The sequence below is a fragment of the Amycolatopsis speibonae genome (assembly GCF_042647925.1).
Lineage (GTDB): Bacteria > Actinomycetota > Actinomycetes > Mycobacteriales > Pseudonocardiaceae > Amycolatopsis > Amycolatopsis speibonae.
In genome coordinates this window covers 23623-45230 of the sequence record NZ_JBHRWK010000096.1, presented here as the reverse complement: position 1 = coordinate 45230, position 21608 = coordinate 23623, and the positions used below count along the sequence as shown (strand labels likewise).

At 68.1% G+C, this 21608-nt stretch carries 22 protein-coding genes and 1 tRNA gene; 10 read left to right on the top strand and 13 right to left on the bottom strand.

Annotated features, from left to right (window positions below; all coding sequences use genetic code 11):
• Positions 1–149: 149 nt before the first annotated feature.
• On the top strand, positions 150–1463 hold the full coding sequence (locus ACFOSH_RS39665) for a DUF349 domain-containing protein (RefSeq protein WP_378246159.1): 1314 nt from the start codon (positions 150–152) through the stop codon (positions 1461–1463).
• Positions 1464–1615: 152 nt separating this feature from the next.
• Positions 1616–2071: a hypothetical protein gene (locus ACFOSH_RS39660; RefSeq protein ID WP_378246157.1), complete on the top strand. Its 456-nt coding sequence runs from the start codon at positions 1616–1618 to the stop codon at positions 2069–2071.
• Here ACFOSH_RS39660 and ACFOSH_RS39655 read toward each other — a convergent pair.
• Both ACFOSH_RS39655 and miaB read right to left on the bottom strand, forming a co-directional pair.
• Positions 2068–2541, bottom strand: coding sequence for an Rv2732c family membrane protein (locus ACFOSH_RS39655; protein WP_378246155.1), 474 nt, complete (start codon positions 2539–2541; stop codon positions 2068–2070). The genes ACFOSH_RS39660 and ACFOSH_RS39655 overlap by 4 nt on opposite strands.
• Positions 2538–4052 (bottom strand): tRNA (N6-isopentenyl adenosine(37)-C2)-methylthiotransferase MiaB, encoded by a 1515-nt coding sequence (gene miaB, locus ACFOSH_RS39650; RefSeq protein WP_378246179.1) that lies wholly within the window; start codon positions 4050–4052, stop codon positions 2538–2540. The genes ACFOSH_RS39655 and miaB overlap by 4 nt, the downstream gene beginning before the upstream one ends.
• A 16-nt stretch (positions 4053–4068) precedes the next feature.
• On the opposite strand from miaB, the gene ACFOSH_RS39645 reads away from it, so the two are divergent.
• A complete protein-coding gene (locus ACFOSH_RS39645; RefSeq protein ID WP_378246153.1) occupies positions 4069–4980 on the top strand; it encodes a TAXI family TRAP transporter solute-binding subunit in 912 nt (303 codons plus the stop codon).
• Here the strand turns inward: ACFOSH_RS39645 and ACFOSH_RS39640 are convergent.
• Together ACFOSH_RS39640 and ACFOSH_RS39635 are read right to left on the bottom strand one after the other, a co-directional pair.
• Positions 4970–6376 carry a sensor histidine kinase gene (locus ACFOSH_RS39640; RefSeq protein WP_378246151.1) on the bottom strand — a complete coding sequence of 469 codons (1407 nt, stop codon included), beginning with the start codon at positions 6374–6376 and terminating at the stop codon, positions 4970–4972. The genes ACFOSH_RS39645 and ACFOSH_RS39640 overlap by 11 nt on opposite strands.
• A gap of 4 nt (positions 6377–6380) precedes the next feature.
• Positions 6381–7070 carry a response regulator transcription factor gene (locus ACFOSH_RS39635; protein WP_378246149.1) on the bottom strand — a complete coding sequence of 230 codons (690 nt, stop codon included), beginning with the start codon at positions 7068–7070 and terminating at the stop codon, positions 6381–6383.
• 383 nt (positions 7071–7453) lie between these two features.
• Here ACFOSH_RS39635 and ACFOSH_RS39630 point away from each other — a divergent pair, with 383 nt between their 5' ends.
• The 5 genes from ACFOSH_RS39630 (at position 7454) to ACFOSH_RS39610 (ending at position 11344) form a co-directional block, all read left to right on the top strand.
• Positions 7454–8182: an amino acid ABC transporter ATP-binding protein gene (locus tag ACFOSH_RS39630; RefSeq protein ID WP_378246177.1), complete on the top strand. Its 729-nt coding sequence runs from the start codon at positions 7454–7456 to the stop codon at positions 8180–8182.
• A 55-nt stretch (positions 8183–8237) separates the two neighbouring features.
• On the top strand, positions 8238–9095 hold the full coding sequence (locus ACFOSH_RS39625) for a glutamate ABC transporter substrate-binding protein (RefSeq protein ID WP_378246147.1): 858 nt from the start codon (positions 8238–8240) through the stop codon (positions 9093–9095).
• Positions 9096–9178: 83 nt separating this feature from the next.
• Entirely contained in the window at positions 9179–9874 is a 696-nt protein-coding gene (locus tag ACFOSH_RS39620) for an amino acid ABC transporter permease (RefSeq protein ID WP_378246145.1), read from the top strand.
• Positions 9871–10776 (top strand): amino acid ABC transporter permease, encoded by a 906-nt coding sequence (locus tag ACFOSH_RS39615; protein WP_378246143.1) that lies wholly within the window; start codon positions 9871–9873, stop codon positions 10774–10776. Before ACFOSH_RS39620 ends, ACFOSH_RS39615 begins: the two co-directional genes overlap by 4 nt.
• Positions 10777–10900: 124 nt before the next feature.
• Positions 10901–11344: a class I SAM-dependent methyltransferase gene (locus ACFOSH_RS39610; protein WP_378246141.1), complete on the top strand. Its 444-nt coding sequence runs from the start codon at positions 10901–10903 to the stop codon at positions 11342–11344.
• Positions 11345–11548: 204 nt separating this feature from the next.
• Here the strand turns inward: ACFOSH_RS39610 and ACFOSH_RS39605 are convergent.
• From ACFOSH_RS39605 to ACFOSH_RS39585, 5 genes are all read right to left on the bottom strand, one after another.
• Positions 11549–11620: transfer RNA gene (locus ACFOSH_RS39605), tRNA-Arg, on the bottom strand.
• A 415-nt stretch (positions 11621–12035) separates the two neighbouring features.
• A complete protein-coding gene (locus tag ACFOSH_RS39600) occupies positions 12036–12788 on the bottom strand; it encodes a succinate dehydrogenase/fumarate reductase iron-sulfur subunit (RefSeq protein WP_378246139.1) in 753 nt (250 codons plus the stop codon).
• A complete protein-coding gene (locus tag ACFOSH_RS39595) occupies positions 12785–14701 on the bottom strand; it encodes a fumarate reductase/succinate dehydrogenase flavoprotein subunit (RefSeq protein WP_378246137.1) in 1917 nt (638 codons plus the stop codon). The genes ACFOSH_RS39600 and ACFOSH_RS39595 overlap by 4 nt, the downstream gene beginning before the upstream one ends.
• Positions 14702–14752: 51 nt before the next feature.
• Complete coding sequence (locus tag ACFOSH_RS39590; protein ID WP_378246135.1) at positions 14753–15583, bottom strand: hypothetical protein; 831 nt, start codon at positions 15581–15583, stop codon at positions 14753–14755.
• Positions 15580–15867, bottom strand: a complete 288-nt coding sequence (locus ACFOSH_RS39585) for a hypothetical protein (RefSeq protein ID WP_378246133.1) — start codon at positions 15865–15867, stop codon at positions 15580–15582. Before ACFOSH_RS39585 ends, ACFOSH_RS39590 begins: the two co-directional genes overlap by 4 nt.
• 264 nt (positions 15868–16131) lie before the next feature.
• On the opposite strand from ACFOSH_RS39585, the gene edd reads away from it, so the two are divergent.
• Positions 16132–18021, top strand: a complete 1890-nt coding sequence (gene edd, locus ACFOSH_RS39580) for a phosphogluconate dehydratase (protein ID WP_378246131.1) — start codon at positions 16132–16134, stop codon at positions 18019–18021.
• Entirely contained in the window at positions 18018–18638 is a 621-nt protein-coding gene (eda, locus tag ACFOSH_RS39575; protein ID WP_378246129.1) for a bifunctional 4-hydroxy-2-oxoglutarate aldolase/2-dehydro-3-deoxy-phosphogluconate aldolase, read from the top strand. The genes edd and eda overlap by 4 nt, the downstream gene beginning before the upstream one ends.
• A 45-nt stretch (positions 18639–18683) precedes the next feature.
• On the opposite strand, the gene ACFOSH_RS39570 is transcribed toward eda, so the two are convergent.
• The 4 genes from ACFOSH_RS39570 to ACFOSH_RS39555 form a co-directional block, all read right to left on the bottom strand.
• The gene (locus ACFOSH_RS39570) at positions 18684–19121 is read right to left on the bottom strand and encodes a GNAT family N-acetyltransferase (protein ID WP_378246127.1); all 438 of its coding nucleotides are present in this window, start codon (positions 19119–19121) and stop codon (positions 18684–18686) included.
• A 70-nt stretch (positions 19122–19191) separates the two neighbouring features.
• Positions 19192–19632 carry an iron chaperone gene (locus tag ACFOSH_RS39565; protein WP_378246125.1) on the bottom strand — a complete coding sequence of 147 codons (441 nt, stop codon included), beginning with the start codon at positions 19630–19632 and terminating at the stop codon, positions 19192–19194.
• Positions 19633–19682: 50 nt separating this feature from the next.
• Complete coding sequence (locus ACFOSH_RS39560) at positions 19683–20306, bottom strand: glyoxalase (protein ID WP_378246123.1); 624 nt, start codon at positions 20304–20306, stop codon at positions 19683–19685.
• A gap of 755 nt (positions 20307–21061) precedes the next feature.
• A complete protein-coding gene (locus ACFOSH_RS39555) occupies positions 21062–21589 on the bottom strand; it encodes a regulatory protein RecX (protein WP_378246175.1) in 528 nt (175 codons plus the stop codon).
• Positions 21590–21608 lie beyond the last annotated feature (19 nt).

The window sequence follows — 21608 nt, the reverse complement described above, 5'->3', positions numbered from 1 at the left end:
GTGATTCATCCGGTACCACGGTGGACGCTGAGCTGCTTGAATGCCGCAAGGGGTTGATGCCCCCGAAGCAAGACGGCAACGCATTACCCGGCCCCGCCGCTAGGCGGGGCGCCCGCACCAGCGGGCGTACAGGCGATAAGGAGCCTGCGATGGCCCAGGAGAACACGTCCACCGGTACCCCGGCACCGCACCCGGTGCCGCACGCGCTCGGTGGCGGGCACGCCGCACCCCCCGTGCCGCCCGCCGAACCCAGCCCGTCCGCTTGGGGCAGGGTCGACGACGAAGGAACGGTCTACGTCACCACGGCCGACGGCGAGCGTGCGGTCGGCGTCTGGCAGGCCGGTAGCCCGGACGAGGGTCTGCTCCACTACGCGCGGCGCTTCGACGACCTGCGCACCGAGGTCGAGCTGCTGGAGACGCGGCTGGAGTCCGGCGCGGGCGACCCGAAGCACGCGCTGGCCACGGCCACGCAGCTGCGCGACGGTCTCGCCGAAGCCGCCGTCGTCGGCGACCTCGCCGCGCTGGGCGGCCGCATCGAGCAGGTCATCGCCCACGCCGAGAAAGCGCTGGCCTCGGCCAAGCAGGAACGTGAAGAAGCCCGCGCGGCCGCCGTCGTCCGCAAGCAGGCCCTCGCCGACGAGGCCGAGAAGCTCGCCTCCGAGTCGACCCAGTGGAAGGCCGCCGGTGATCGGCTGCGCACCATCCTGGACGAGTGGAAGACCGTCAAGGGCGTCGACCGCAAGACCGACGACGAGCTGTGGAAGCGGTTCTCCAAGGCCCGCGAGGCGTTCAACCGGCGCCGTGGCTCGCACTTCGCCGAGCTCGACAAGCAGCGCGCCGGCGCCAAGCAACGCAAGGAAGAGCTGATCGCCGAAGCCGAGTCGATCGCGGAGTCGTCGGAGTGGGGTGACACGGCGGGCCGCTACAAGGATCTGATGACCGAGTGGAAGGCCGCCGGTCGCGCGCCCAAGGACAGCGACGAGGCGCTCTGGCAGCGCTTCCGCGCCGCGCAGGACAAGTTCTTCGCACGCCGCTCCTCGGTGTTCTCCGAGCGGGACGCCGAGTTCGCGGCCAACGCGCAGCAGAAGGAAGAGCTGCTCGTCGAGGCCGAGAAGATCGACCCTGCCGCGAACCTCGACGCCGCGAAGAACCACCTGCGCAAGATCCAGGAGCAGTGGGACGAGATCGGCAAGGTCCCGCGTGAGCGCATCCGCGAGCTGGACGGCCGCCTGAAGACCGTGCAGGACTCGATCAAGTCGGCCGAGGACAGCAAGTGGCGGCGGACCGACCCGGAGGCACAGGCCAGGGCGGCGCAGTTCCGCGAGCGGGTCGAGCAGTTCGAGTCGCAGGCGGAAAAGGCCCGCGCGGCCGGCGACGAGCGGCGCGCGAAGAAGGCGGACGAGCAGGCCGCGCAGTGGCGTGAGTGGCTCGAGGCGGCGGAAGCGGCCATCGCGGACCGGTAACCTCCTCCTGCCCCGAAGCGCGTGAAGGCCCCTTCTCTCGGCTGAGCCGAGGGAAGGGGGCCTTCACGCGCTTCACTCCATTGTGGAGCGAAGGCTCGCACGTTCGTGCGTATCGGGGCGCTCTCCGCGCTCAGCCATGCTCCACTTCGAGCATGAACCACACGCCGATTTCACGGATCTCCAAGACTTTCGCCGTCCTGGTGACAGGGATCGTCCTGGCCGGGCTCGTCCCGGCGGCAACGGCCGTCGCGGCACCGGCCTCGTCCGCGCAGACGAGCGTCCACAACAAGAAAAAGGTCAAACTCGAAGCGAAGGCCGACAAGAGCAAGGTCAAGGTCGGCGAGGAGACCAAGCTCAAGGGCCGTCTCGACGTCGTTCCCGACGAAGCTGACGGCGACGCGACCGAAGCCCTGGAGCTCATCGTGGTCCAGAAGCTCGTCGCGGGCGTCTGGGTCGACCTGAGCAATGGTTCCTGCAGGCCGAACGGCAGCTTCTCCCTCAGCCTGAGCTTCAGCGTCAAGGCTTCGCTCACGCTGAGGGTGTTCCACCCGGAAACCACGCTCTACGCCAGTGCGACTTCGAGCGTTTTCGGTGTTGTAGTCGTCTAGCTGCGCGAGAAAGCGGCCCGCATCCAGTAGATGGCCAGCGCGACGGTGGCGAACCAGGCGAGGAGCATCCCGAAGCCCGGGCCGCCACCGGCCGCGCCGGTCGCGTGCGAGGACTGCTGGGACCAGATCGCGAGCATGCCGTCGACGGAGGCGAACCAGCCGCCAGCGGCGCAGACCCAGGCCAGCCACCAGCGCCGGGTCACCAGCGCCACCGCGGAAGCGAAGACGCCGACTCCGGTGGAGGTCACGGCGAACAGCTGCGGGATCCCGCCGCCCCGGCCGAGCAGCACCTCCCAGCCGGCGTGTTCGCCGACCCACGGCAGCAGTTGGGCGACCAGCAGCACGAAAGCCAGCACGGCGATGGAGAACCCGCGCCTGCCCAGCTCGATCGTCTTGGCCGCTCGCTGGCCGACCTCGTCGATCTCGGCGGCGAGCTCGTCGATCTCGGGGTGGTTCTTCGGTTCGGTCACAGTGCACACCCGCTCACCGGTTCCGGCGTGACGGCCGGGGCACCGAAGCCCGGCAGGCCCAGCGTCACGCCGTTGGTCTTCGGCCGGAGCCCGGCCTCGGAGTTGTCGCCCGCCTTGGTGCGGCGGTGCGACAGGAGGTCGCCGTCGGCGACCAGGTGGTGCGGAGCGCCGTAGGTCACCACGGTCTCGACGATGTCGCCCGGCCGCACCGAGCGGTCCACCAGCGACCCCGTCGGCGTGAAGTGCACGAGCCTGCCGTCGCGGGCGCGGCCGCTCATGCGCTGGGTCTCGGAGTCCTTGCGGCCCTCGCCGGAGGCGACCAGCAGCTCGACCCGTCGTCCGACGATCTTCTTGTTCTCGTCCCAGGAGATGTCGTTCTGCGCTTTCACGAGCCGCTCGTAGCGCTCCTGCACGACCTCCTTCGGCAGCTGCCCGTCCATCTCGGCGGCGGGAGTGCCGGGCCGGATCGAGTACTGGAAGGTGAACGCGCTGGAGAACCGCGCCTGCGCGACGACGTCGAGCGTCGCCTGGAAGTCTTCCTCGGTCTCGCCGGGGAAGCCGACGATGATGTCGGTGGTGATCGCGGCGTCGGGCATCGACTCGCGCACGCGGTCGAGGAGCTTGAGGTAGCGCGCCGAACGGTAGGACCGCTTCATCTCGCGCAGCACCCGGTCCGAGCCGGACTGCAGCGGCATGTGCAGCTGGTGGCACACGTTCGGCGTCTCGGCCATCGCGTCGATGACGTCCTCGGTGAACGCAGCCGGATGCGGCGAGGTGAAGCGGACGCGCTCCAGTCCCTCCACCGAACCGCAGGCGCGCAGGAGCTTCCCGAACGCGAGCTTGTCACCGAACTCGACGCCGTAGGAGTTCACGTTCTGGCCGAGCAGGGTCACTTCGAGCACGCCTTCGGCCACGAGCGCCCCGACCTCGGCCAGGATCTCGCCGGGGCGGCGGTCGCGTTCCTTGCCCCGCAACGCCGGGACGATGCAGAAGGTGCAGGTGTTGTTGCAGCCGACCGAAACCGACACCCAGCCCGCGTACGCGGAGTCGCGCTTCGCCGGGAGCGTCGAGGGGAAGGTTTCGAGTGCTTCGAGGATCTCGACCTCGGCCTCGGCGTTGTGCCGCGCGCGCTCCAGCAGCGTCGGCAGCGCGCCGATGTTGTGCGTGCCGAACACGACGTCGACCCAGGGCGCGCGTTTGACGATCTCGCCGCGGTCTTTCTGCGCGAGACAGCCGCCGACGGCGATCTGCATACCCGGTTTCGCGGTCTTCTGCGGCCGGATGTGCCCCAAGGTGCCGTACAGCTTGTTGTCCGCGTTCTCCCGCACCGCGCAGGTGTTGAACACGATCAGGTCGGGTGTGGCCTCGCCGTCACCCGGAACGTAGCCGGCGTCCTCGAGCTGCCCGGCAAGACGTTCGGAGTCATGCACGTTCATCTGGCAGCCGAAGGTGCGGATCTGGTAAGTGCGCGCGCTCATCTCGCCTTCGAGGGTACGCGGGCGGGGTTCCATGGCACGATCGACCCTCATGAGGAGACCAGGGGTACTGGCGGCGGTGATCGCCGTGGTCTGCGCCCTGGTCACCGGGTGCGGGCCGGATCTGTCCGGGACGAAGGTGCGGATAGCGGCGGGGCTCAACGGCGGCGTCTACGACAAACTGGCCGAGGCGCTGGCCGACGCGTGGGCCTCGCAGCTGGACACCGAGCGGCCGGAGATCCAGGAGACGCAGGGCTCCCCGGACAACATCGACCGGGTGCGCGCGGGGAGGGCCGACGTCGCTTTCGTGGCCGCCGACGTCGCCGCCGCGAAATCCGTCGGACTGGCCGCGCTGGCCCGGGTGCACGACGACTACCTGCACGTCATCGTGCGGGACGACTCGTCGATCAAGTCGTTCGCCCAGCTGCGCGGGCGCAAGGTCGCGATCGGCTCGCCGGACTCCGGCGTCGAGTTCCTGTCGCAGCAGCTACTGCGGGCCTCCGGGCTGACCGGCGCGATCGACCGGCGCAATCTCGGGCTCACCGAGGCGCTGCCCGCTCTGGAAAGCAGGCAGATCGACGCCGTCATCTGGTCCGGTGGCCTGCCGACACCGTCGATCACGGAGCGGGTGCGGACGGTCGGGCTGCGGCTGCTCGACATCACCGACCTCGCGGACGCACTGCGGGCCACCAGCCCGGTCTACCGCACGGCGACCATCCCGGTGACGGCCTACAACCTGGCGGAGCCGGTGACCACGCTCGTCCTGCCGAACTTCCTGGTGGTGCCCACGTCGATGCGCGACGACGTCGCCGAGGCGCTGGTGCGCGGACTGTTCGACGCACGGGATCAGCTGGTCAAGGCGGCCGGGGCGGCGCTGTCGATCGACGTCCATCCCGCCATCGAGACCTCTCCCCTGCCGCTGCATCCCGGTGCGCTGCGGTACTTCCGGTCGCTCAAGGACTAGGAGCGGCGACAGGCAGGGTCACGGTCACTTCGAGGCCGCCGCCCCCGGGCGAGCCCAGCCGCAGCGAACCGTCCGAACGGACCAGGATCTCGGTGACGATCGCGAGGCCGAGGCCGGAGCCGGGCACGTTCTGGTGCGCGGTGCTGCGCCAGAACCGGTCCGCCGCGCGGTCGAGTTCGTCGTCCCGGAGGCCGGGCCCGTGGTCGCGGACGGCGATCTCGGCCTTCTCCCCCACGACGCCGACGGTGACGGTGACCTCGGTTCCCGGCTCGGTGAACTTGAGCGCGTTGTCCAGCAGGGCGTCGAGCACCACTTCGAGCCCACGCGCGGGTGTGAGCACCCGTAACCCGCCGCCCAGCCCGGAAACGACCAGCGAGACGTCGCGTGCCGCACCGACCACGGTCCAGTCGGCGACCCGGGCGCCCACCACCTCGTCGAGACCGACCGGCACCAGTTCACCGCCCGAGGCCTCGGCGCGGGCCAGCGAGAGGAGCTCGTCGAGGATCTGGTTGAGCCGTCGAGCGTCGACGACGGCGGCTTCGAGGTCCGCCGCGGCCATTTCGTCGTCGACGTGCCCGTCGAGGTTGCCGAGCCGGATCTTCAACGCCGTCAAGGGGTTCCGCAGCTGGTGGGAGGCGTCGGCGACGAACGCGCGCTGCGCCGTCAGCGCCTCGTCGACACTGGCGGCCATCCGGTCGAAGGACCGTTCGAGCTGACGCAGTTCCGGCGGCCCGCCGGACTCCTCCACCCGCTTCACCTCGCGTCCGCTGACCACGGCGGCGACCAGCGCGCCGGTGGCGTCGTCGAGCCGCCGGACCGGGCGCAGGATCCAGCGCACCACCGGCACCGCGACCAGCAGCGCGAACCCGAAGGCCAGCAGCGCGCCCGCCGCGATGAGCAGCCACCACCGCAGCAGATCGGCGCGGGCCTTGTCGGTCGAGGACAAGGTGATCACCGCGCCCCGCACCTCGCCGTCGATCAGGATCGGCTCGGCCAGCACCAGCGGCCCGGTGGTCCACGGCATCAGCAGTGGCCCGGGCTCGGAACGCCGTCCCGCCAGCGCCTCCTGCAGATGAGAAGCGATGACGGGGTCCTTGAGGTCGATCCCGGTCGTCTCGCCGGGCACCCGGGCCACGGCCTCGCCGTCCTGGTCGGCGATCGCCACCGGCACCCCGTAGACCTCGGTGTAGCGGCGGAGTTCGTCCACGATCAGGTCCGGCCGGTTCTCCACCAGCGGGCGCTGGGCCAGCGACGCGAACCGGGAGGTGTCGGTGAGACGGTCGAGGAAGAGGTCGAGCTGCACACTGGCCGCGACGCTGAGCGCGAGCGGGATGCCGAGGCCGAACACGAGCGCCGCGACCAGCGTCAGCACGATCGCCTGGAGCCGGACTCGCACCGGCTCAGCCCTCTTCGGCCGGGCCGTAGGCGCCGCCGAGGCGGTACCCGACGCCGCGGACGGTCTCGATCAGCGCCGGCCTGCCCAGTTTGGTCCGCAGGGTGGCGACGTGGACGTCGAGCGAGCGGCTCTCCGCGGGCCCCCGGTGTCCCCAGACCTCGCTCAGCACGTGGTCACGGGCGCAGACCGCGCCGCGAGCGGTGACCACCAGCGCGAGGACCTGGAACTCCTTGCGGGACAACGAAACCGGCCGGCCGTCGACCTGCACCTCATGGCGCCCGATGTCGACCGAGACGTCACCCGCCCGAATGACGCCCGGCGGTTCGGGCGCGACCGGGCGTTCGCCGCGGCGGCGGCGCACGGCCTCGACGCGGGCGACGAGTTCGTCGACGTCGTAGGGCTTCACCAGGTAGTCGTCGGCACCGGACCGCAGGCCCTGGATCCGGTCGTCGACCTCGCCCCGCGCCGAAACGACGATCACCGCGACGTCGCTGACCGCGCGGATCCGGCGGCACAGCACGATCCCGTCGATGTCGGGCAGCCCCAGGTCGAGCAGGATCACGTCGACCTCGTGCACCAGATCGAGCACCCCGGCGCCGGAGGCCAGGCGTTTGATCGTCAGGCCACGCCGGGCCAGCGCGGGCGTCAAGGCACCCGCGACCCGGTCGTCGTCCTCCACCAGCAGTACCCGCACCCGTGTTTTCCCTTTCACGCCGTCCCCGCACCGCGACGACTTGAAGAACGACTCTATGGGGTGAGTCACCCCTCGCGCTGCCTGTCCCGGCCCTGTGAGCGACCCGTCGCACGCGGTGATGGTCACGATGCGTCACAGATCTTGTGTGACCCCGGTTACGGGACACCCCTGCCTTGTCTAGGCTGATCAGCGCCGGACGGTGGCGGATCGGGCCGTCCGGTGGCTTGAGAACGATACGGACTTGAAACCCTAAGTATTGGTCAAGCCGCCTTTACAAGCGGTCCGACGGGAGTAGGTTTCCGCCATCGCGTGGTGCCTGACCCCGCAGTCCCCTGCAAACGAACGCTCCTGGAGGCCAGATGACCGCGGAGGTGGCGGCGCCGATGATCAAGGCGGCCGCCGTGAACAAGTACTTCGGCGACCTGCACGTGCTCAAGGAGATCAACCTCGAGGTGCCTCGTGGGCAGGTCGTGGTCGTGCTCGGGCCGTCCGGATCTGGCAAGTCGACGCTGTGCCGGGCGATCAACCGCCTGGAACCCATCAACTCCGGCGAGATCGCGGTGGACGGCGTTCCGCTGCCCGCCGAGGGAAAGGCGCTGGCCGCGCTGCGCGCCGACGTCGGCATGGTGTTCCAGTCGTTCAACCTGTTCGCGCACAAGACGATCGTCGAGAACGTCATGCTCGCGCCGATGAAGGTCCGCAAGGTCAACTCGGGTGAGGCCCGCAAGACCGCGATGGACCTGCTCGAGCGCGTCGGCATCGCCAACCAGGCGGAGAAGTACCCGGCGCAGCTGTCCGGCGGGCAGCAGCAGCGGGTGGCGATCGCCCGCGCGCTGGCCATGCGCCCCAAGGTGATGCTGTTCGACGAGCCGACCTCGGCACTGGACCCGGAGATGGTCCAGGAGGTCCTCGACGTGATGACCACGCTCGCGAAGGACGGGATGACGATGCTCGTCGTCACCCACGAGATGGGCTTCGCGCGGCGCGCGGCGAACCGGGTGGTGTTCATGTCCGACGGCGAGATCGTCGAGGATTCCACCCCGGACGAGTTCTTCACCAAGCCGAAGACGGACCGCGCCAAGGATTTCCTCGGCAAGATCCTGACCCACTAAGGACTTCCCCGCCGGCCGGTCAGGCTGGACAAGATTCGGAAGGAAACTGAAAAGAATGCGGTTGAACCGAGTTCTGCGAATGAGCGCGGCCGTCGTGGCGGCCGGGCTCGCCCTCTCCGCCTGTGGTGGCGGCGGGTCGGACGCCGGCAGCGGCTCCAGCGGCGCCAAGAACCTGGTGGCGAAGGCCAAGAACGACAAGAAGCTGACCATCGGCATCAAGTTCGACCAGCCGGGCCTCGGCCAGAAGCAGGCCGACGGCACCTATGCCGGTTTCGACGTCGACGTGGCGAAGTACATCGCCAAGGAACTCGGCGTCGAAGAGTCGGGGATCAGCTGGAAGGAAGCGCAGTCCGCGCAGCGCGAGGACCTGATCAAGAAGGGTGAGGTCGACTTCATCGTCGCCACCTACTCGATCACCGACAAGCGCAAGAACGATGTGTCCTTCGCGGGCCCGTACTTCATCGCCCACCAGGACCTGCTGGTCCGCGCAGACGCCACCGACATCACCGGCCCCGAGTCGCTGACCGGCAATAAGAAGCTCTGCTCGGTCAAGGGTTCCACCCCGGCGCAGAACGTCAAGGAAAAGTACGCCAAGGAAGTCCAGCTCGAAGAGCGCGGCAAGTACACCGACTGCGTCACCTCGCTGCTCAACAAGACCGTCGACGCGATGACCACCGATGACGTGATCCTCGCCGGCTACGCCGCGCAGCAGCCCGGCAAGCTGAAGCTGGTCGGCAAGGGCTTCACCGACGAGAAGTACGGCGTCGGCCTGAAGAAGGACGACACCGAGAGCGTCACCGCGATCAACAACGCCATCAAGAAGATGCAGCAGGACGGCGCGTGGAAGGCCGCTCTGGAGAAGAACGTCGGTCCGTCGGGCTACAAGATCCCGGAGCCCCCGGCCATCTCGTGAACAGGCTCCCCTGAGCCGCTGAACTGAAGGAATCGAACGGTGCGCCGTGTACCGCGGCGCACCGTTCCCATACCGAGGCTGGGTTGAGCACCTTGTTCGATTTCCTCGACAATCCCAATTACGACTTGCTCGGCGCCTTCTGGATGACGATCAAGCTGACCTTCTTCTCCGCCATCGGTTCCCTGATCTGGGGGACGATCCTGGTGGGGATACGGGTGAGCCCGGTTCCGATCATGAGGGCGTTCGGCACCGCCTACGTCAACATCTTCCGGAATACCCCGCTGACGGTGATCATCGTCTTCACGTCGCTGGGATTGTCCTCCACGCTGGGACTCAACCTGGCCTCGTCGGACTCGACGACGTCGCTGGAAGACAACGCCTTCCGGCTCGCGATCCTCGGCTTCATCGCCTACACCGCAACGTTCGTCTGTGAATCGCTGCGATCGGGCATCAACACCGTCCCCGTCGGGCAGGCGGAAGCGGCCCGCGCGCTGGGCCTCGGCTTCGTCCAGGTACTGACGCTGATCGTGCTGCCGCAGGCGTTCCGGTCGGTGATCGCACCGCTGGCCAACGTCATGATCGCCCTGCTGAAGAACACCACGGTCGCCTCGATCATCGGGGTGGCGGAGGCGTCGCTGCTGATGTCGGAGATGGTGGAGAACGAGTCCGACTCGCTGCTGGTGGTCTTCTTCCTGTTCGCCGCCGGGTTCGTCGTCCTGGTCCTCCCCCTCGGCCTGCTGCTGGGCTGGGTTGCCAAGAAGGTCGAGGTCAAGCGATGAGCACGCAGGCCGTTCTGTACGACATCCCCGGCCCCAAGGCACGGGCGCGCAACTGGCTCTACACCGTGCTTTTCGTGCTCGTCCTGGCGCTGGTGGTCTACTTCGTCTACACCGGCTTCGACGAGAAGGGCCAGTGGGCGGGCGCCCTCTGGAAGCCCTTCATCGACGGTACGACGTGGACGCAGTTCCTGCTTCCCGGCCTGCTCAACACGCTGAAGGCGGCCGGGCTCTCGATCGTGATCGCGTTGCCGATCGGTGCGTTGCTGGGCATCGGCCGACTGTCCGAGCACAAGTGGATCCGGCTGCCGGTCAGCTGGATCGTCGAGTTCTTCCGGGCCATCCCGGTGCTGCTGCTGATGGTCTTCGCCGCGGCCTTCTACGCGTACTACACCGGCATCGACTCCGAGATCCGCCCGCTCTTCGCCGCGGTCACCGGTCTGGTGCTCTACAACGGTTCGGTCCTGGCCGAGGTGTTCCGTGCGGGCATCCTGTCGCTGCCGAAGGGGCAGGCGGAGGCGTCGTCCGCGCTGGGCCTGCGCAAGACCCAGACGATGATCAACGTCCTGCTTCCGCAGGCCGTCACGCTGATGCTGCCCGCACTGGTCAGCCAGCTGGTCGTCATCCTGAAGGACACCGCGCTGGCCGGTCAGCTGACCATCGGCTTCGACGAGCTGATCCGCGGCTCCGGACCGCTCACCGGTCTCTACAGCAACACGATCCCGACGCTGATCGTCGTCGCGATCATCTTCATCGTGCTGAACCTGCTCCTGACCCAGTTCGCTCGCTGGCTGGAGAACAAGCTGGCCCGGCGGAAGAAGGCGCCCAAGGGCGCCAGGCCGGTCATGGCGGCGACAGCGAACGTCGTCCTCACCCGCGACGACGCGAGCGGCGGGGCGGTCTAGCTCCACAGAAGTACATGAAGGCCCCCTTCCTTGCGCCTAGGTACAGGAAGGGGGCCTTCATGTATTGCGGGATAGGCCTGTTGGTCCTGTCGGGACGGCGGTCCGGTCGACTAGCGTCGGCCGTATGGCGGACCAGGCCGCGGCGTTGCTCGAAGCGCTACCGGACCTGGCGGGCAGGTCGGTCCTGGTCGTCGGGTGCGGCGATGGCCGCTTTCCCCGACGCTTCCGCGGCGACGGCGCCCGCCGGGTGGTCGGGGTCGACGCGGATCAGGCGCTGATCGCGGTCGCGCAACGCGAAGAGGAACGCGACCCCCTCGGGATCTCCTACGAGGTCCACCAGCTCGCCCGGCTGCCGGTGATGGGAGCTTTCGACGTCGTCGTGGCCCTGCTGGACTCCCCCGGCCATCTAGACCGGGTCATCGCGAGCCTGGTGACGGGCGGGCTGCTCGTCGCCGTGGCCGCGAACGGGCTCGACCTGGAAGAAGCCCTGCGGGACAACGGTTTCCAGGACATCGTGCTGCACCGCCACGAAAGCGGCGACGTGCACAGCGCCCGCAAGGCGCCCTGAGTCGCGCACCCTGGTGTCGAGCCAGGCTGGCCGGGGCTATGAATCCCGGCCGGTCGCCGGACCGTGCGCGTCTGGCGGTGTGAACCGCACGGAGCCCACACCGCCGCACCGGTACGACGGAACAGTTTCCCCGCCGTGCCGGGGGTTTGGCCTGGAACACGCCTCCGGCGCACACTGCGCACCGGAGGCGTTTCGTTCCAGAAGTACCCCTGCCAGGAATCGAACCTGGACCCCGGCGTTCGTAGCGCCGTACTCTTTCCGTTGAGCTACAAGGGTTCACGAAAAAGCCGCCCGGTTCGGTTTCCCGAAGGGCGGCTCCGTTGTCTGCGACGTCGTTCTAAGACGACGGCGGGGAGCCGTTCTTTTCCACCATGCCGAGGCGAGCCGGACATGCGTCGGCGAACTCGCGTCGCCACATCATGTTCGTCATTCGCACTCCCTCGATCGGTGTATGAGCTCATCTTGCGTGACCACCCGATGATGGTCAATTTCTTTAACTACCGGGTGATCACGCGAGTTACGCCTTCTGGCTCGGCGGACGGGCCGGCCCAGGTGGTCGTGGGTGGCGATTCAGTGTGCCAGGGTCGAGCGTGGAGGATCCGGGACACTCAACGTCCCGAATCCTCCACGCTCGACCGCCGACCACACCAGCAGGTAAGCAAATACCGGATCGCCACTCACGAATTTCTCGCTACTTGTCCCGCCGGAACAGCTTGTTCCCCAGCCACACGATGGGGTCGTACTTCCGGTCCGCGACGCGTTCCTTCATCGGGATCAGCGCGTTGTCGGTGATGTGGATGCCCTCCGGGCACACGTCCGAACAGCACTTGGTGATGTTGCAGTAGCCGAGCCCGTGTTCCTCCTGCGCCTCGTCACGCCGGTCGGCGACGTCGAGGGGGTGCATTTCGAGTTCGGCGATCCGCATCAGGTACCGAGGCCCGGCGAAGGACTCCTTGTTCTCCTCGTGGTCGCGGACCACGTGGCAGGTGTTCTGGCACAGGAAGCATTCGATGCACTTGCGGAACTCCTGCGAGCGCTCGACGTCGACCTGCTGCATCCGGTACTCCCCCGGTTTCAGGTCCGCGGGCGGGGTGAACGACGGGATCTCGCGGGCCTTGGTGTAGTTGAACGACACGTCGGTCACGAGGTCGCGGATCACCGGGAACGTCCGCATCGGCGTCACGGTGATGACCTCGTCCTCGGTGAAGGTCGACATCCGGGTCATGCACAGCAGCCGCGGTTTGCCGTTGATCTCCGCCGAGCACGAACCGCATTTGCCCGCCTTGCAGTTCCACCGCACCGCCAGATCCGAAGCCTGGGTGGCCTGCAGCCGGTGGATGATGTCGAGGACGACCTCGCCCTCGTTGACCTCGACGCTGTAGTCCTGCAGCTCACCCGAGTCGGCGTCGCCGCGCCACACCCGGAAACTCGCCTTGTAGCTCATGCCGGACTCCCGGGGTGCGAAGTCAGTTCTTCGTCGGTGTAGTACTTCCCCAGCTCGGACAGCTCGAACAACTCCAGCAGATCCTGCCGCAACGGGAGCTGTTCCTTGACCTCGATGCCGATGTCCGGCACCACCGGGTTCTCGCCCGGCGCGGCCGAGCAGACCAGGAGTTTGTTGCGCCACTGGGAATCCATGCCCGGATGGTCGTCCCGCGTGTGGCCGCCCCGGCTCTCGGTCCTGGTGAGCGCGGCCCTGGCGACGCATTCGCTGACCATCAGCATGTTCCGCAGGTCGACGGCGAGATGCCAGCCGGGGTTGAACTGCCGGTGCCCTTCGACGGTGACCCGCTTGATCCGCTCGCGCAGCTCCCCGAGCTTCTCCAGCGCCCGCTCGATCTCCTCCGACTTGCGGATGATGCCGACCAGGTCGTTCATCGACTGCTGCAGTTCGGTGTGCAGGCTGTACGGGTTCTCCTCGACACCGTCGCCCGGCGGGTCGAACGGCGCGAGCGCCATCGTCGCGGCGGCGTCCACATCGGACTGACTGACCTTGGGGCGGTCGGCCAGTTCCGCGACGTAGGACGCGGCACCGAGCCCCGCCCTGCGGCCGAAGACGAGCAGGTCCGAAAGCGAGTTGCCGCCGAGCCGGTTCGATCCGTGCATGCCGCCCGAGCATTCACCGGCGGCGAACAGCCCCGGCACGCTCGACGACGCGGTGTCCGGGTCGACCTCGATCCCGCCCATCACGTAGTGACAGGTCGGGCCGACCTCCATCGGCTCCTTGGTGATGTCGACGTCGGCGAGTTCCTTGAACTGGTGGTACATCGACGGCAGCCGCTTGCGGATCTCCTCCGCGGGCAGCCTGCTGGCGATGTCGAGGAAGACCCCGCCGTGCGGCGATCCCCTCCCCGCCTTGACCTCGGAGTTGATCGCGCGCGCCACCTCGTCGCGCGGCAGCAGGTCCGGGGTGCGCCGGTTCTTCTCCTGGTCGGTGTACCAGCGGTCGGCTTCTTCCTCGCTGTCCGCGTACTGCCCCTTGAAGACGTCTGGGACGTACTCGAACATGAACCGCTTGTCCTCGGTGTTCTTGAGGACACCTCCGTCACCGCGGACGCCTTCGGTGACGAGGATGCCCTTCACACTCGGCGGCCAGACCATGCCCGTCGGGTGGAACTGGACGAACTCCATGTTGATGAGCGTCGCCCCGGCCCGCAGCGCCAGCGCGTGCCCGTCACCGGTGTACTCCCACGAGTTCGAGGTGACCTTGAACGACTTCCCGATGCCGCCGGTGGCCAGCACCACCGCCGGCGTCTCGAACAGGATGAACCGCCCGCTCTCGCGCCAGTACCCGAAGGCGCCCGAGATCCGGCCGTCGTCGGTCAGCAGCTCGGTGATCGTGCATTCGGCGAAAACCTTGATCCTCGCCTCGTAATCGCCGGTCTCCTTGAAGTCCTCTTGCTGCAGCGAAACGATCTTCTGCTGCATCGTGCGGATCAGCTCGAGTCCGGTCCGGTCCCCGACGTGCGCCAGCCGCGGGTACGTGTGCCCGCCGAAGTTGCGCTGGCTGATCCGGCCGTCGGCGGTGCGGTCGAACAGCGCGCCGTAGGTCTCCAGTTCCCAGACCCGGTCCGGCGCCTCCCTGGCGTGGAGTTCGGCCATCCGCCAGTTGTTGAGGAACTTCCCGCCGCGCATGGTGTCGCGGAAGTGCACCTGCCAGTTGTCGTTCGAGTTCGCGTTGCCCATCGACGCCGCGCAGCCGCCTTCGGCCATCACCGTGTGCGCCTTGCCGAACAGCGATTTGCACACCACCGCGACGCTGAAGCCGCGTTCACGGGCTTCGATGACCGCGCGGAGACCGGCACCGCCGGCACCGATCACCACCACGTCATAGTTGAGCCGTTCGACCTCGGTCATAGAAAGAGCCACCTCAAAGCTTGTCGCCGGGGACGGGAGATTCCCGCGCCGCTAGTTGATGAACCGCAGATCCGAAATCGCGCCGCTGGCCACGAGCATCACGTAGAGGTCGGTCAGCACGAGCGTGCCGAGCGTCGTCCACGCCAGCGCCATGTGGCGGGTGTTGAGCTTCGTGATCTGGGTCCAGATCCAGTAGCGGACCGGATGTTTCGAGAAGTGCTTGAGCCTGCCGCCGGTCACGTGCCGGCACGAGTGGCACGACAACGTGTACGCCCACAACAGGACCACGTTGCCGAGCAGCACGATGTTGCCGAGCCCGAAACCGAACCCGCCGTCGATGCCGTGGAACGCGGTGATCGCGTCGTAGGTGTTGATCAGCGAGACGACCACGGCCACGTAGAAGAAGTAGCGGTGGACGTTCTGGATGATCAGCGGCAGCCGGGTCTCCCCGGTGTACTTCGCGTGCGGTTCGGCGACCGCGCACGCGGGCGGCGAGAACCAGACGGCCCGGTAGTAGGCCTTGCGGTAGTAGTAGCAGGTCAGCCGGAAGCCCAGCAGGAACGGCAGCACGAGGAAGCCAAGCGGGATGAAGCCCGGCAGTTCACCGAACCAGGCCCCGAAATGCCGGGAGCCTTCGACGCAGGATTCCGAGACGCAGGGCGAGTAGAACGGCGTCAGGTAGTGGTACTCGGGCACCCAATACGCGGTGCGCACGAAGGCCCTGATCGTCGCGTAGACGATGAAGGTGGAGAGGCCGAGGACGGTCAGCAGCGGGGAGAGCCACCACCGGTCGGTGCGCAGCGTTCGTTCGGCGATCCGGGCCCGCGTCGGTGCGTGGACCCCCGTACCCCGTCCGGCCTTTTTGCCGGCGGGGGCGCTCACCGCTGGTCGCGCTTGTAGCCGCCGACGCCCTCGTCATCGGCGCCGTGCCACAGCGCCGGGTCGTAAGGCGTGTCGGGTACAGGGACACGTTCGGCGGCTTTCGCCTGCGCCGGGACGGCGTGCGGGGTCGTGTCGAGGTCGGTCGCGTCGATGTCGAGACGCTCCACGTCGTTCGCCAGGCGCTTCACCGCCGAGGCGTCGCCGTATCGGGACCGCAGCGCGCCGACGCACTGCCTCAACTGACCGATGGCTCGCCGAAGCTCGGCGATCTCTGTGGTGGACATCGGTACCTCCCGATGGTCGGTTCGGTTGGCCGCTTGAGCCTTCGAAGGCAAGCGATTCCTCGCCGTCTCGACTCTGCCGCGCGTTGTGCAATGTGACAAGTAGCACAGTAGAACCCAGTGGCGTGACGGAGGTCACGCGAGTCGATCTTCTGTATCGATTTTGATCCGGGCTTTCCCCTGGGTTACTGTGGCCACTGTCACGACCCAGCGACGTCAGCGTTGCCGTCCCGCGGACCACCACGACCAGTGATCCGGAGCCGGACAATGAGCACCGCCCCGAACATCCACCCCATCATCGCCGAAGTCACCGAGCGCGTCGCCGCCCGCAGTGCCGGCACCCGCGCCGCGTACCTCGAGCGCGTCGCCGCCTCCCACGAGGAAGGGCCGATGCGGCGCGGCCTCGACTGCAGCAACCTCGCCCACGGCTTCGCCGCCATGGAAGGTGTCGACAAAGCGGCACTGCGCGCCGTGCGGGCGCCGGGCGTCGCGATCGTCTCGTCCTACAACGACATGCTTTCGGCGCACCAGCCGATGCAGGAGTACCCCGCGATGCTGAAGGGGTCGGTCCGCCAGGCGGGCGGCGTGGCCCAGTTCGCCGGCGGTGTACCCGCGATGTGCGACGGCGTCACGCAGGGCCGCCCGGGGATGGAGCTGTCGCTGTTCAGCCGCGAGGTGATCGCGATGTCGACCGCGATCGCGCTCTCGCACGACATGTTCGACGCGGCGCTGCTGCTCGGCGTCTGCGACAAGATCGTGCCCGGCCTGCTGATCGGGGCGCTGTCGTTCGGGCACCTCCCGGCGATCCTGGTGCCCGCCGGGCCGATGAACTCGGGCCTGCCGAACAAGGAGAAGGCGCGCGTGCGCCAGCTCTACGCCGAGGGCAAGGCGACCCGCGAAGACCTGCTGGACGCCGAAGCGGCTTCGTACCACTCGGCGGGGACGTGCACCTTCTACGGCACGGCCAACTCGAACCAGATGGTCGTCGAGGTGATGGGCCTGCACCTGCCGGGCGCCAGCTTCGTGCAGCCGAACTCGCCGCTGCGGCGCGTGCTCACCGAGGAGGCCGGACGCCGCGTCGTGAAGCTCTCGCGCGGCGAGGAGTACACCCCGGTCTCGCGGGTGATCGACGAGAAGGCCGTCGTCAACGGCGTCATCGCGCTGCTCGCCACCGGTGGCTCGACCAACCACACGATGCACCTCGTCGCGATCGCCGCGGCCGCAGGCCTCCAGCTGACCTGGGACGACTTCTCGGATCTGTCGTCGGTGATCCCGCTGCTGGCCCGGGTGTACCCGAACGGCAGCGCGGACATCAACCACTTCCACGCCGCCGGGGGCATCCAGTTCCTGGTCGGCACGCTGCTCGACGCGGGCCTGCTGCACGAGGACGTCCAGACCGTCGCCGGACCGGGACTGCACCGCTACCGGCAGGAGCCGATCCTCTCCGAGGGCGAACTGGTCTGGCGGGACGTCCCGACGCACAGCCTCGACGAGGACGTCCTCCGCCCGGCATGGCGTCCCTTCGCGGCCGACGGCGGGCTGCGGATGGTCGCGGGCAACCTCGGCCGCGCGGTGATCAAGGTGTCGGCGGTGGCCCCGGAACACCGGATCGTCCAGGCCCCGGCGCGGGTGTTCACCGACCAGAAGTCCTTCAAGGACGCTTTCGAGGCCGGCGAGCTGGACCGCGACGTCGTCGTGGTCATCCGGCAGCAGGGCCCGCAGGCCAACGGGATGCCGGAACTGCACGGGCTCACCCCGGCGCTGGGGGTGCTGATGGACCGCGGGCACCAGGTGGCGTTGCTCACCGACGGCCGGATGTCCGGCGCGTCCGGCAAGATCCCGGCGGCGATCCAGGTGACCCCGGAAGCCGCTGTGGGCGGCCCGATCGCGCGGATCGCCGACGGCGACGTCGTCCGTCTCGACGCCAAGGCCGGGACCCTCGACGTCTTCGTGGGTGACGAAGAACTCGCCCGCCGTGAACTGGTGGACTCCCCTCCTTCGGAGGCATCCTGGACCGGTACCGGCCGGGAGCTGTTCGCGGCGCTGCGCCGCGCGGTCGGCCCCGCCGATCAGGGCGCGAGCGTGTTCGGACCGCTCACCCCGGAACATTTCGGCGCTCCGGCGCACACGTTGACCCCTGTGGAGGTAACCCAGTGACCACCGGCGCGGACCTGCTCGGCCTGTCCCCCGTGATGCCCGTCGTCGTGCTCGACGACGCCGCCGACGCGGTGCCCACCGCGCGGGCCCTGCTCGCGGGCGGGATCGGCGTGATCGAGCTGACCCTGCGCACCCCGGCGGCACTCGCCTCCATCGAGCGGATCGCGGCGGAGGTCCCGGAGATCGTGATCGGCGCCGGGACCGTCACCGCGCCCGAGCACGCCAAGCAGGCCGCCGACGCCGGCGCGAAGTTCCTCGTCACGCCGGGCTGCACGGACTCGGTGCTGGACGCCGCTTTCGACACCGGCCTGCCGTTCCTGCCGGGTGCGAGCACGGTGTCCGAGGCGATGCGGCTGGCCGAACGCGGGCTGACGGCCCTGAAGTTCTTCCCCGCCGAGGCCAGCGGCGGTGTGGCGTACCTGAAGTCGATCGGCGGGCCGCTGCCCGGGCTGCGGTTCTGCCCGACCGGCGGGATCACCGTGAAGACCGCGCCGGACTACCTCGCACTGTCCACTGTGGGCTGCATCGGTGGTTCGTGGCTGACGCCGAAGGACGCTTTGGCGGCCAAGGACTTCGGGAAGATCGAAGCCTTCGCGGCGGAGGCTTCGAAGCTCTGACCCGTTTCGTGAAGGCCACCTTCGTGGAGGTGGCCTTCACGGCTTTCAGAGCGGGAGCTGGTACTGGATGAAACCCCGGTTGATCGCGACCCGGTCGTACAGACGGCGCGCGGTGACGTTGGATTCCTTGGTGTGCCAGTAAACGCGGTCGCACTCGCGGTCACGTGCCCAGTCGGCGACAGCCTCGATCAAGGCCCGCGCGACGCCTTTGCCCCGGGCTTCCGGTGCGGTGAACAGGTCCTGCAGGTAACAGACGTCGGTGAGCGCGGAAGTGCTGGGATGCACCAGGAAGTGCACGATCCCGACGAGCTCGCCGTCCAGCTGGGCACCGAGCGCGTGCAGCCGCTCCCCTGTCGAGAATTCGCGCCAGGCACGGTCGTAGACCTCTTGGGGCGCAACACGTTCGTAGAAAGCGATGTACGCGCGGAACAGGCTTTCCCAGGCTTCGCGGTCTTCGGGCTTCAGCGGCTCGATGGTGATCATGCGACCCGAGCCTAGGGTTCTTTCACTGGGGCGGGAGTGGCCAATCACGCGGTAAAGCGCATTGCCACTCTCAGCTGACGGCCTGCTTCACCAGAGCGGCGACGCGCTTCTTCACCGCGGGGGTGGCCGCGGTCAGCGCGAAAGCTGTCGCCCACATCTCGCCGTCGTCCAGCTGGGCCTCTTCGTTGAAGCCGAGCGTCGCGTACCGCGTCTTGAATTTGGCGGCGGCCTGGAAGAAGCAGACAAGCTTTCCGTCCAGCGCATATGCGGGCTGGCCGTACCAGAGCTTCGGCGCGAGCATCGGGGCGGTCGTCTTCACGACGGCGTGGACCATCTCGGCCAGGATCCGGTCCCCTTCGGACATCTCGGCGATCTTCGCGACCACGTCCTGCTCCGCCGCCGCTGCTTTGTCGGCAGCCGAGCTTCGTCGCGCGGCCTTCTTCATGTCCTGGGCGTGTTCCTTCATCGCGGCCTTCTCTTCGGCCGAGAATCCTTCGTACGTGGTGCTCATGGTGTTTTCTCCTTGGTAAGCGGCGAGCGGGGGCATCCGGTAGTGGCACATCAGGACTGGGCGGCGAGGGTGGAGTTCTCCCAGGCGAACCCGTCCGGGTCGGTGAACGGGGCGGTGCCGCAGATCGCGATGCGGTGCGAGCCCGTGCCCTCCGGGGCCACACCGGCGTCCTTGGCCAGCGCCTTGCGCCGGTACAGCGCCAGCTTGACCGGGTCCGAACCGGACTCGAACTCGACGTACATGCGGCCGAAGCTCTTCCCGACGGTGAGGCCGTGCTCGGTGTAGAACTTCTTGCTCGCGGCCACGTCGGCGACACCCAGCAGCAGGACGATGTCGTCGATCTCGCGGGTGGCCGGGCCGGTGTTCTTCTTCGCCGAGGTGGCGATCTTCCAGATCGCGCCGTCCGGGGCCTGGACGGTGCCGCCGTAACCCCACATCGACTTCGCGGCGGGCTTGATCACGGTCGCGCCGGCGGCGAGGGCGGCGTCGACGAGCGCGTCGACGTTGGCGGGCTGGGAAACCGTGAGGGAGAGGGTGTAGCCGCGGAAGCCGGTGGAGGGCTCCTGCGAGGCCCGCAGCCGCAGCTCGGGGCCGAGCCCGAAGGCGGTGGTGTAGAAGCGTTCGGCGGCCTCGGTGTCGGTGGCTTCGAGGGTGATGGCGTCGATGAAGTTCATGCCGGTAACGCTATTTCTCAGCGGGTGCCTGGTGCTTCTTGATTCCTGATCGGTCTCGTCGGTGCTGGTCAGAGCCTCGCCGGGAGGCTCCTTGCCTACCCCGAAGGCTGTGAAGGAGGCCTTTACGGCCTTCGTGATCGACGCTTTCGCCCCGGACACGCCGGCGTCACTTCGGCATGGCGTGAAGGCCCCCTTGGCACCATGCCGAAGTACGTGAAGGCCCCCTTCATTGCGCTAGGCGCAATGAAGGGGGCCTTCACGTACTTCGGCAGGCATACCGCGCGCCAGGACCGACTGGGTCGCCCTCGTGAGTGGCAAGTGCCGTTAGAGCGGCACTTACCACTCACGACCACAGGGCGAGGCGCCGTCAGGAGGCAGCACGTCCGTGAAGGCCTCCTTTCCTACTGTCAGGGTAGGGAAGGAGGCCTTCACGGCATCCGGTATCGCCACTTCCGCCCGCTGGTCGCGGTGGAGGTGTGTGCGGGTGACCTTCCCTGCGTCTGGCGTGAGGAAGGGACCTTCAGGCACAGCGAGCAGGCCTTGGGCGAGTTGGTCGTGAGTGGTAAGTGTCGCTCGTGCGGTCCCTCCACCCAGCACGAAGACACCGAGGCAAGACCAGATCCCAGCGAGTAGGCACATACGAGTCCACCAGAACGCGGCTTACCACTCACGAGGCCCAAGCCCATGAACGCAGAACACCGGCCGGCGGGCAAGTGGGCCCGCGCGGCCGGTGGACAGGTCACGTGAAGGGAAGCTCAGTCGAGGGCGGGGTCGTCCAGGAGAGCCGCTTCGGCGCCGAACTCGCGGAGTTCGTCGCGGATCACGGTGTAGGCCAGCCCTTGGGGATAGCCCTTGCGGGCGAGGAAGCCCAGCAGGCGGCGGATCGCCGTCTGCTCGTCGACGTTGCCCAAGGAGCGCATGCGCTTCCGTACCAGCTCTCGGGCGCGCTGCTCCTCTGCCTCTCGGTCCACCTCGTCGGCGGCCTGGACGGCGATATCCCCATCGATTCCTTTGCGTTTGAGTTCCGTCACGAGGGCGTTCCGCGACAAGCCCATGTTGGCATGCCGGGAACGAACCCACATTTCGGCGAACTCGGCGTCGTTGATGAGCCCTGCCTGGTCCAGCTTACCGAGCAGGGTCTCCGTCGTCTCCTCGTCGAAGCCCTTGTGCTTCAGCGCCTGACGAAGTTCGTCCGTGGAACGCGGGCGCGCGGCCAGGAGATCGAAGCAGATCTCCTTGGCCTTCTTCCTCCGCTCGTCCGGCGGCAGCTCCGCCGGATCCACCTTGGGCGCACGCATTCAG

What these genes read in the sequence shown, in the direction of transcription:
- miaB (WP_378246179.1), bottom strand. Translation starts at nt 4,052, where the DNA reads ATGGAACCCCGCCCGCGTACCCTCGAAGGCGAGATGAGCGCGCGCACT.
- ACFOSH_RS39660 (WP_378246157.1), top strand. Translation starts at nt 1,616, where the DNA reads ATGAACCACACGCCGATTTCACGGATCTCCAAGACTTTCGCCGTCCTG.
- ACFOSH_RS39570 (WP_378246127.1), bottom strand. Translation starts at nt 19,121, where the DNA reads ATGATCACCATCGAGCCGCTGAAGCCCGAAGACCGCGAAGCCTGGGAA.
- ACFOSH_RS39600 (WP_378246139.1), bottom strand. Translation starts at nt 12,788, where the DNA reads ATGAGCTACAAGGCGAGTTTCCGGGTGTGGCGCGGCGACGCCGACTCG.
- ACFOSH_RS39565 (WP_378246125.1), bottom strand. Translation starts at nt 19,632, where the DNA reads ATGAGCACCACGTACGAAGGATTCTCGGCCGAAGAGAAGGCCGCGATG.
- ACFOSH_RS39595 (WP_378246137.1), bottom strand. Translation starts at nt 14,701, where the DNA reads ATGACCGAGGTCGAACGGCTCAACTATGACGTGGTGGTGATCGGTGCC.
- ACFOSH_RS39615 (WP_378246143.1), top strand. Translation starts at nt 9,871, where the DNA reads ATGAGCACGCAGGCCGTTCTGTACGACATCCCCGGCCCCAAGGCACGG.
- ACFOSH_RS39665 (WP_378246159.1), top strand. Translation starts at nt 150, where the DNA reads ATGGCCCAGGAGAACACGTCCACCGGTACCCCGGCACCGCACCCGGTG.
- ACFOSH_RS39645 (WP_378246153.1), top strand. Translation starts at nt 4,069, where the DNA reads ATGAGGAGACCAGGGGTACTGGCGGCGGTGATCGCCGTGGTCTGCGCC.
- ACFOSH_RS39630 (WP_378246177.1), top strand. Translation starts at nt 7,454, where the DNA reads ATGATCAAGGCGGCCGCCGTGAACAAGTACTTCGGCGACCTGCACGTG.
- ACFOSH_RS39560 (WP_378246123.1), bottom strand. Translation starts at nt 20,306, where the DNA reads ATGAACTTCATCGACGCCATCACCCTCGAAGCCACCGACACCGAGGCC.
- ACFOSH_RS39585 (WP_378246133.1), bottom strand. Translation starts at nt 15,867, where the DNA reads ATGTCCACCACAGAGATCGCCGAGCTTCGGCGAGCCATCGGTCAGTTG.
- ACFOSH_RS39625 (WP_378246147.1), top strand. Translation starts at nt 8,238, where the DNA reads ATGCGGTTGAACCGAGTTCTGCGAATGAGCGCGGCCGTCGTGGCGGCC.
- ACFOSH_RS39610 (WP_378246141.1), top strand. Translation starts at nt 10,901, where the DNA reads ATGGCGGACCAGGCCGCGGCGTTGCTCGAAGCGCTACCGGACCTGGCG.
- edd (WP_378246131.1), top strand. Translation starts at nt 16,132, where the DNA reads ATGAGCACCGCCCCGAACATCCACCCCATCATCGCCGAAGTCACCGAG.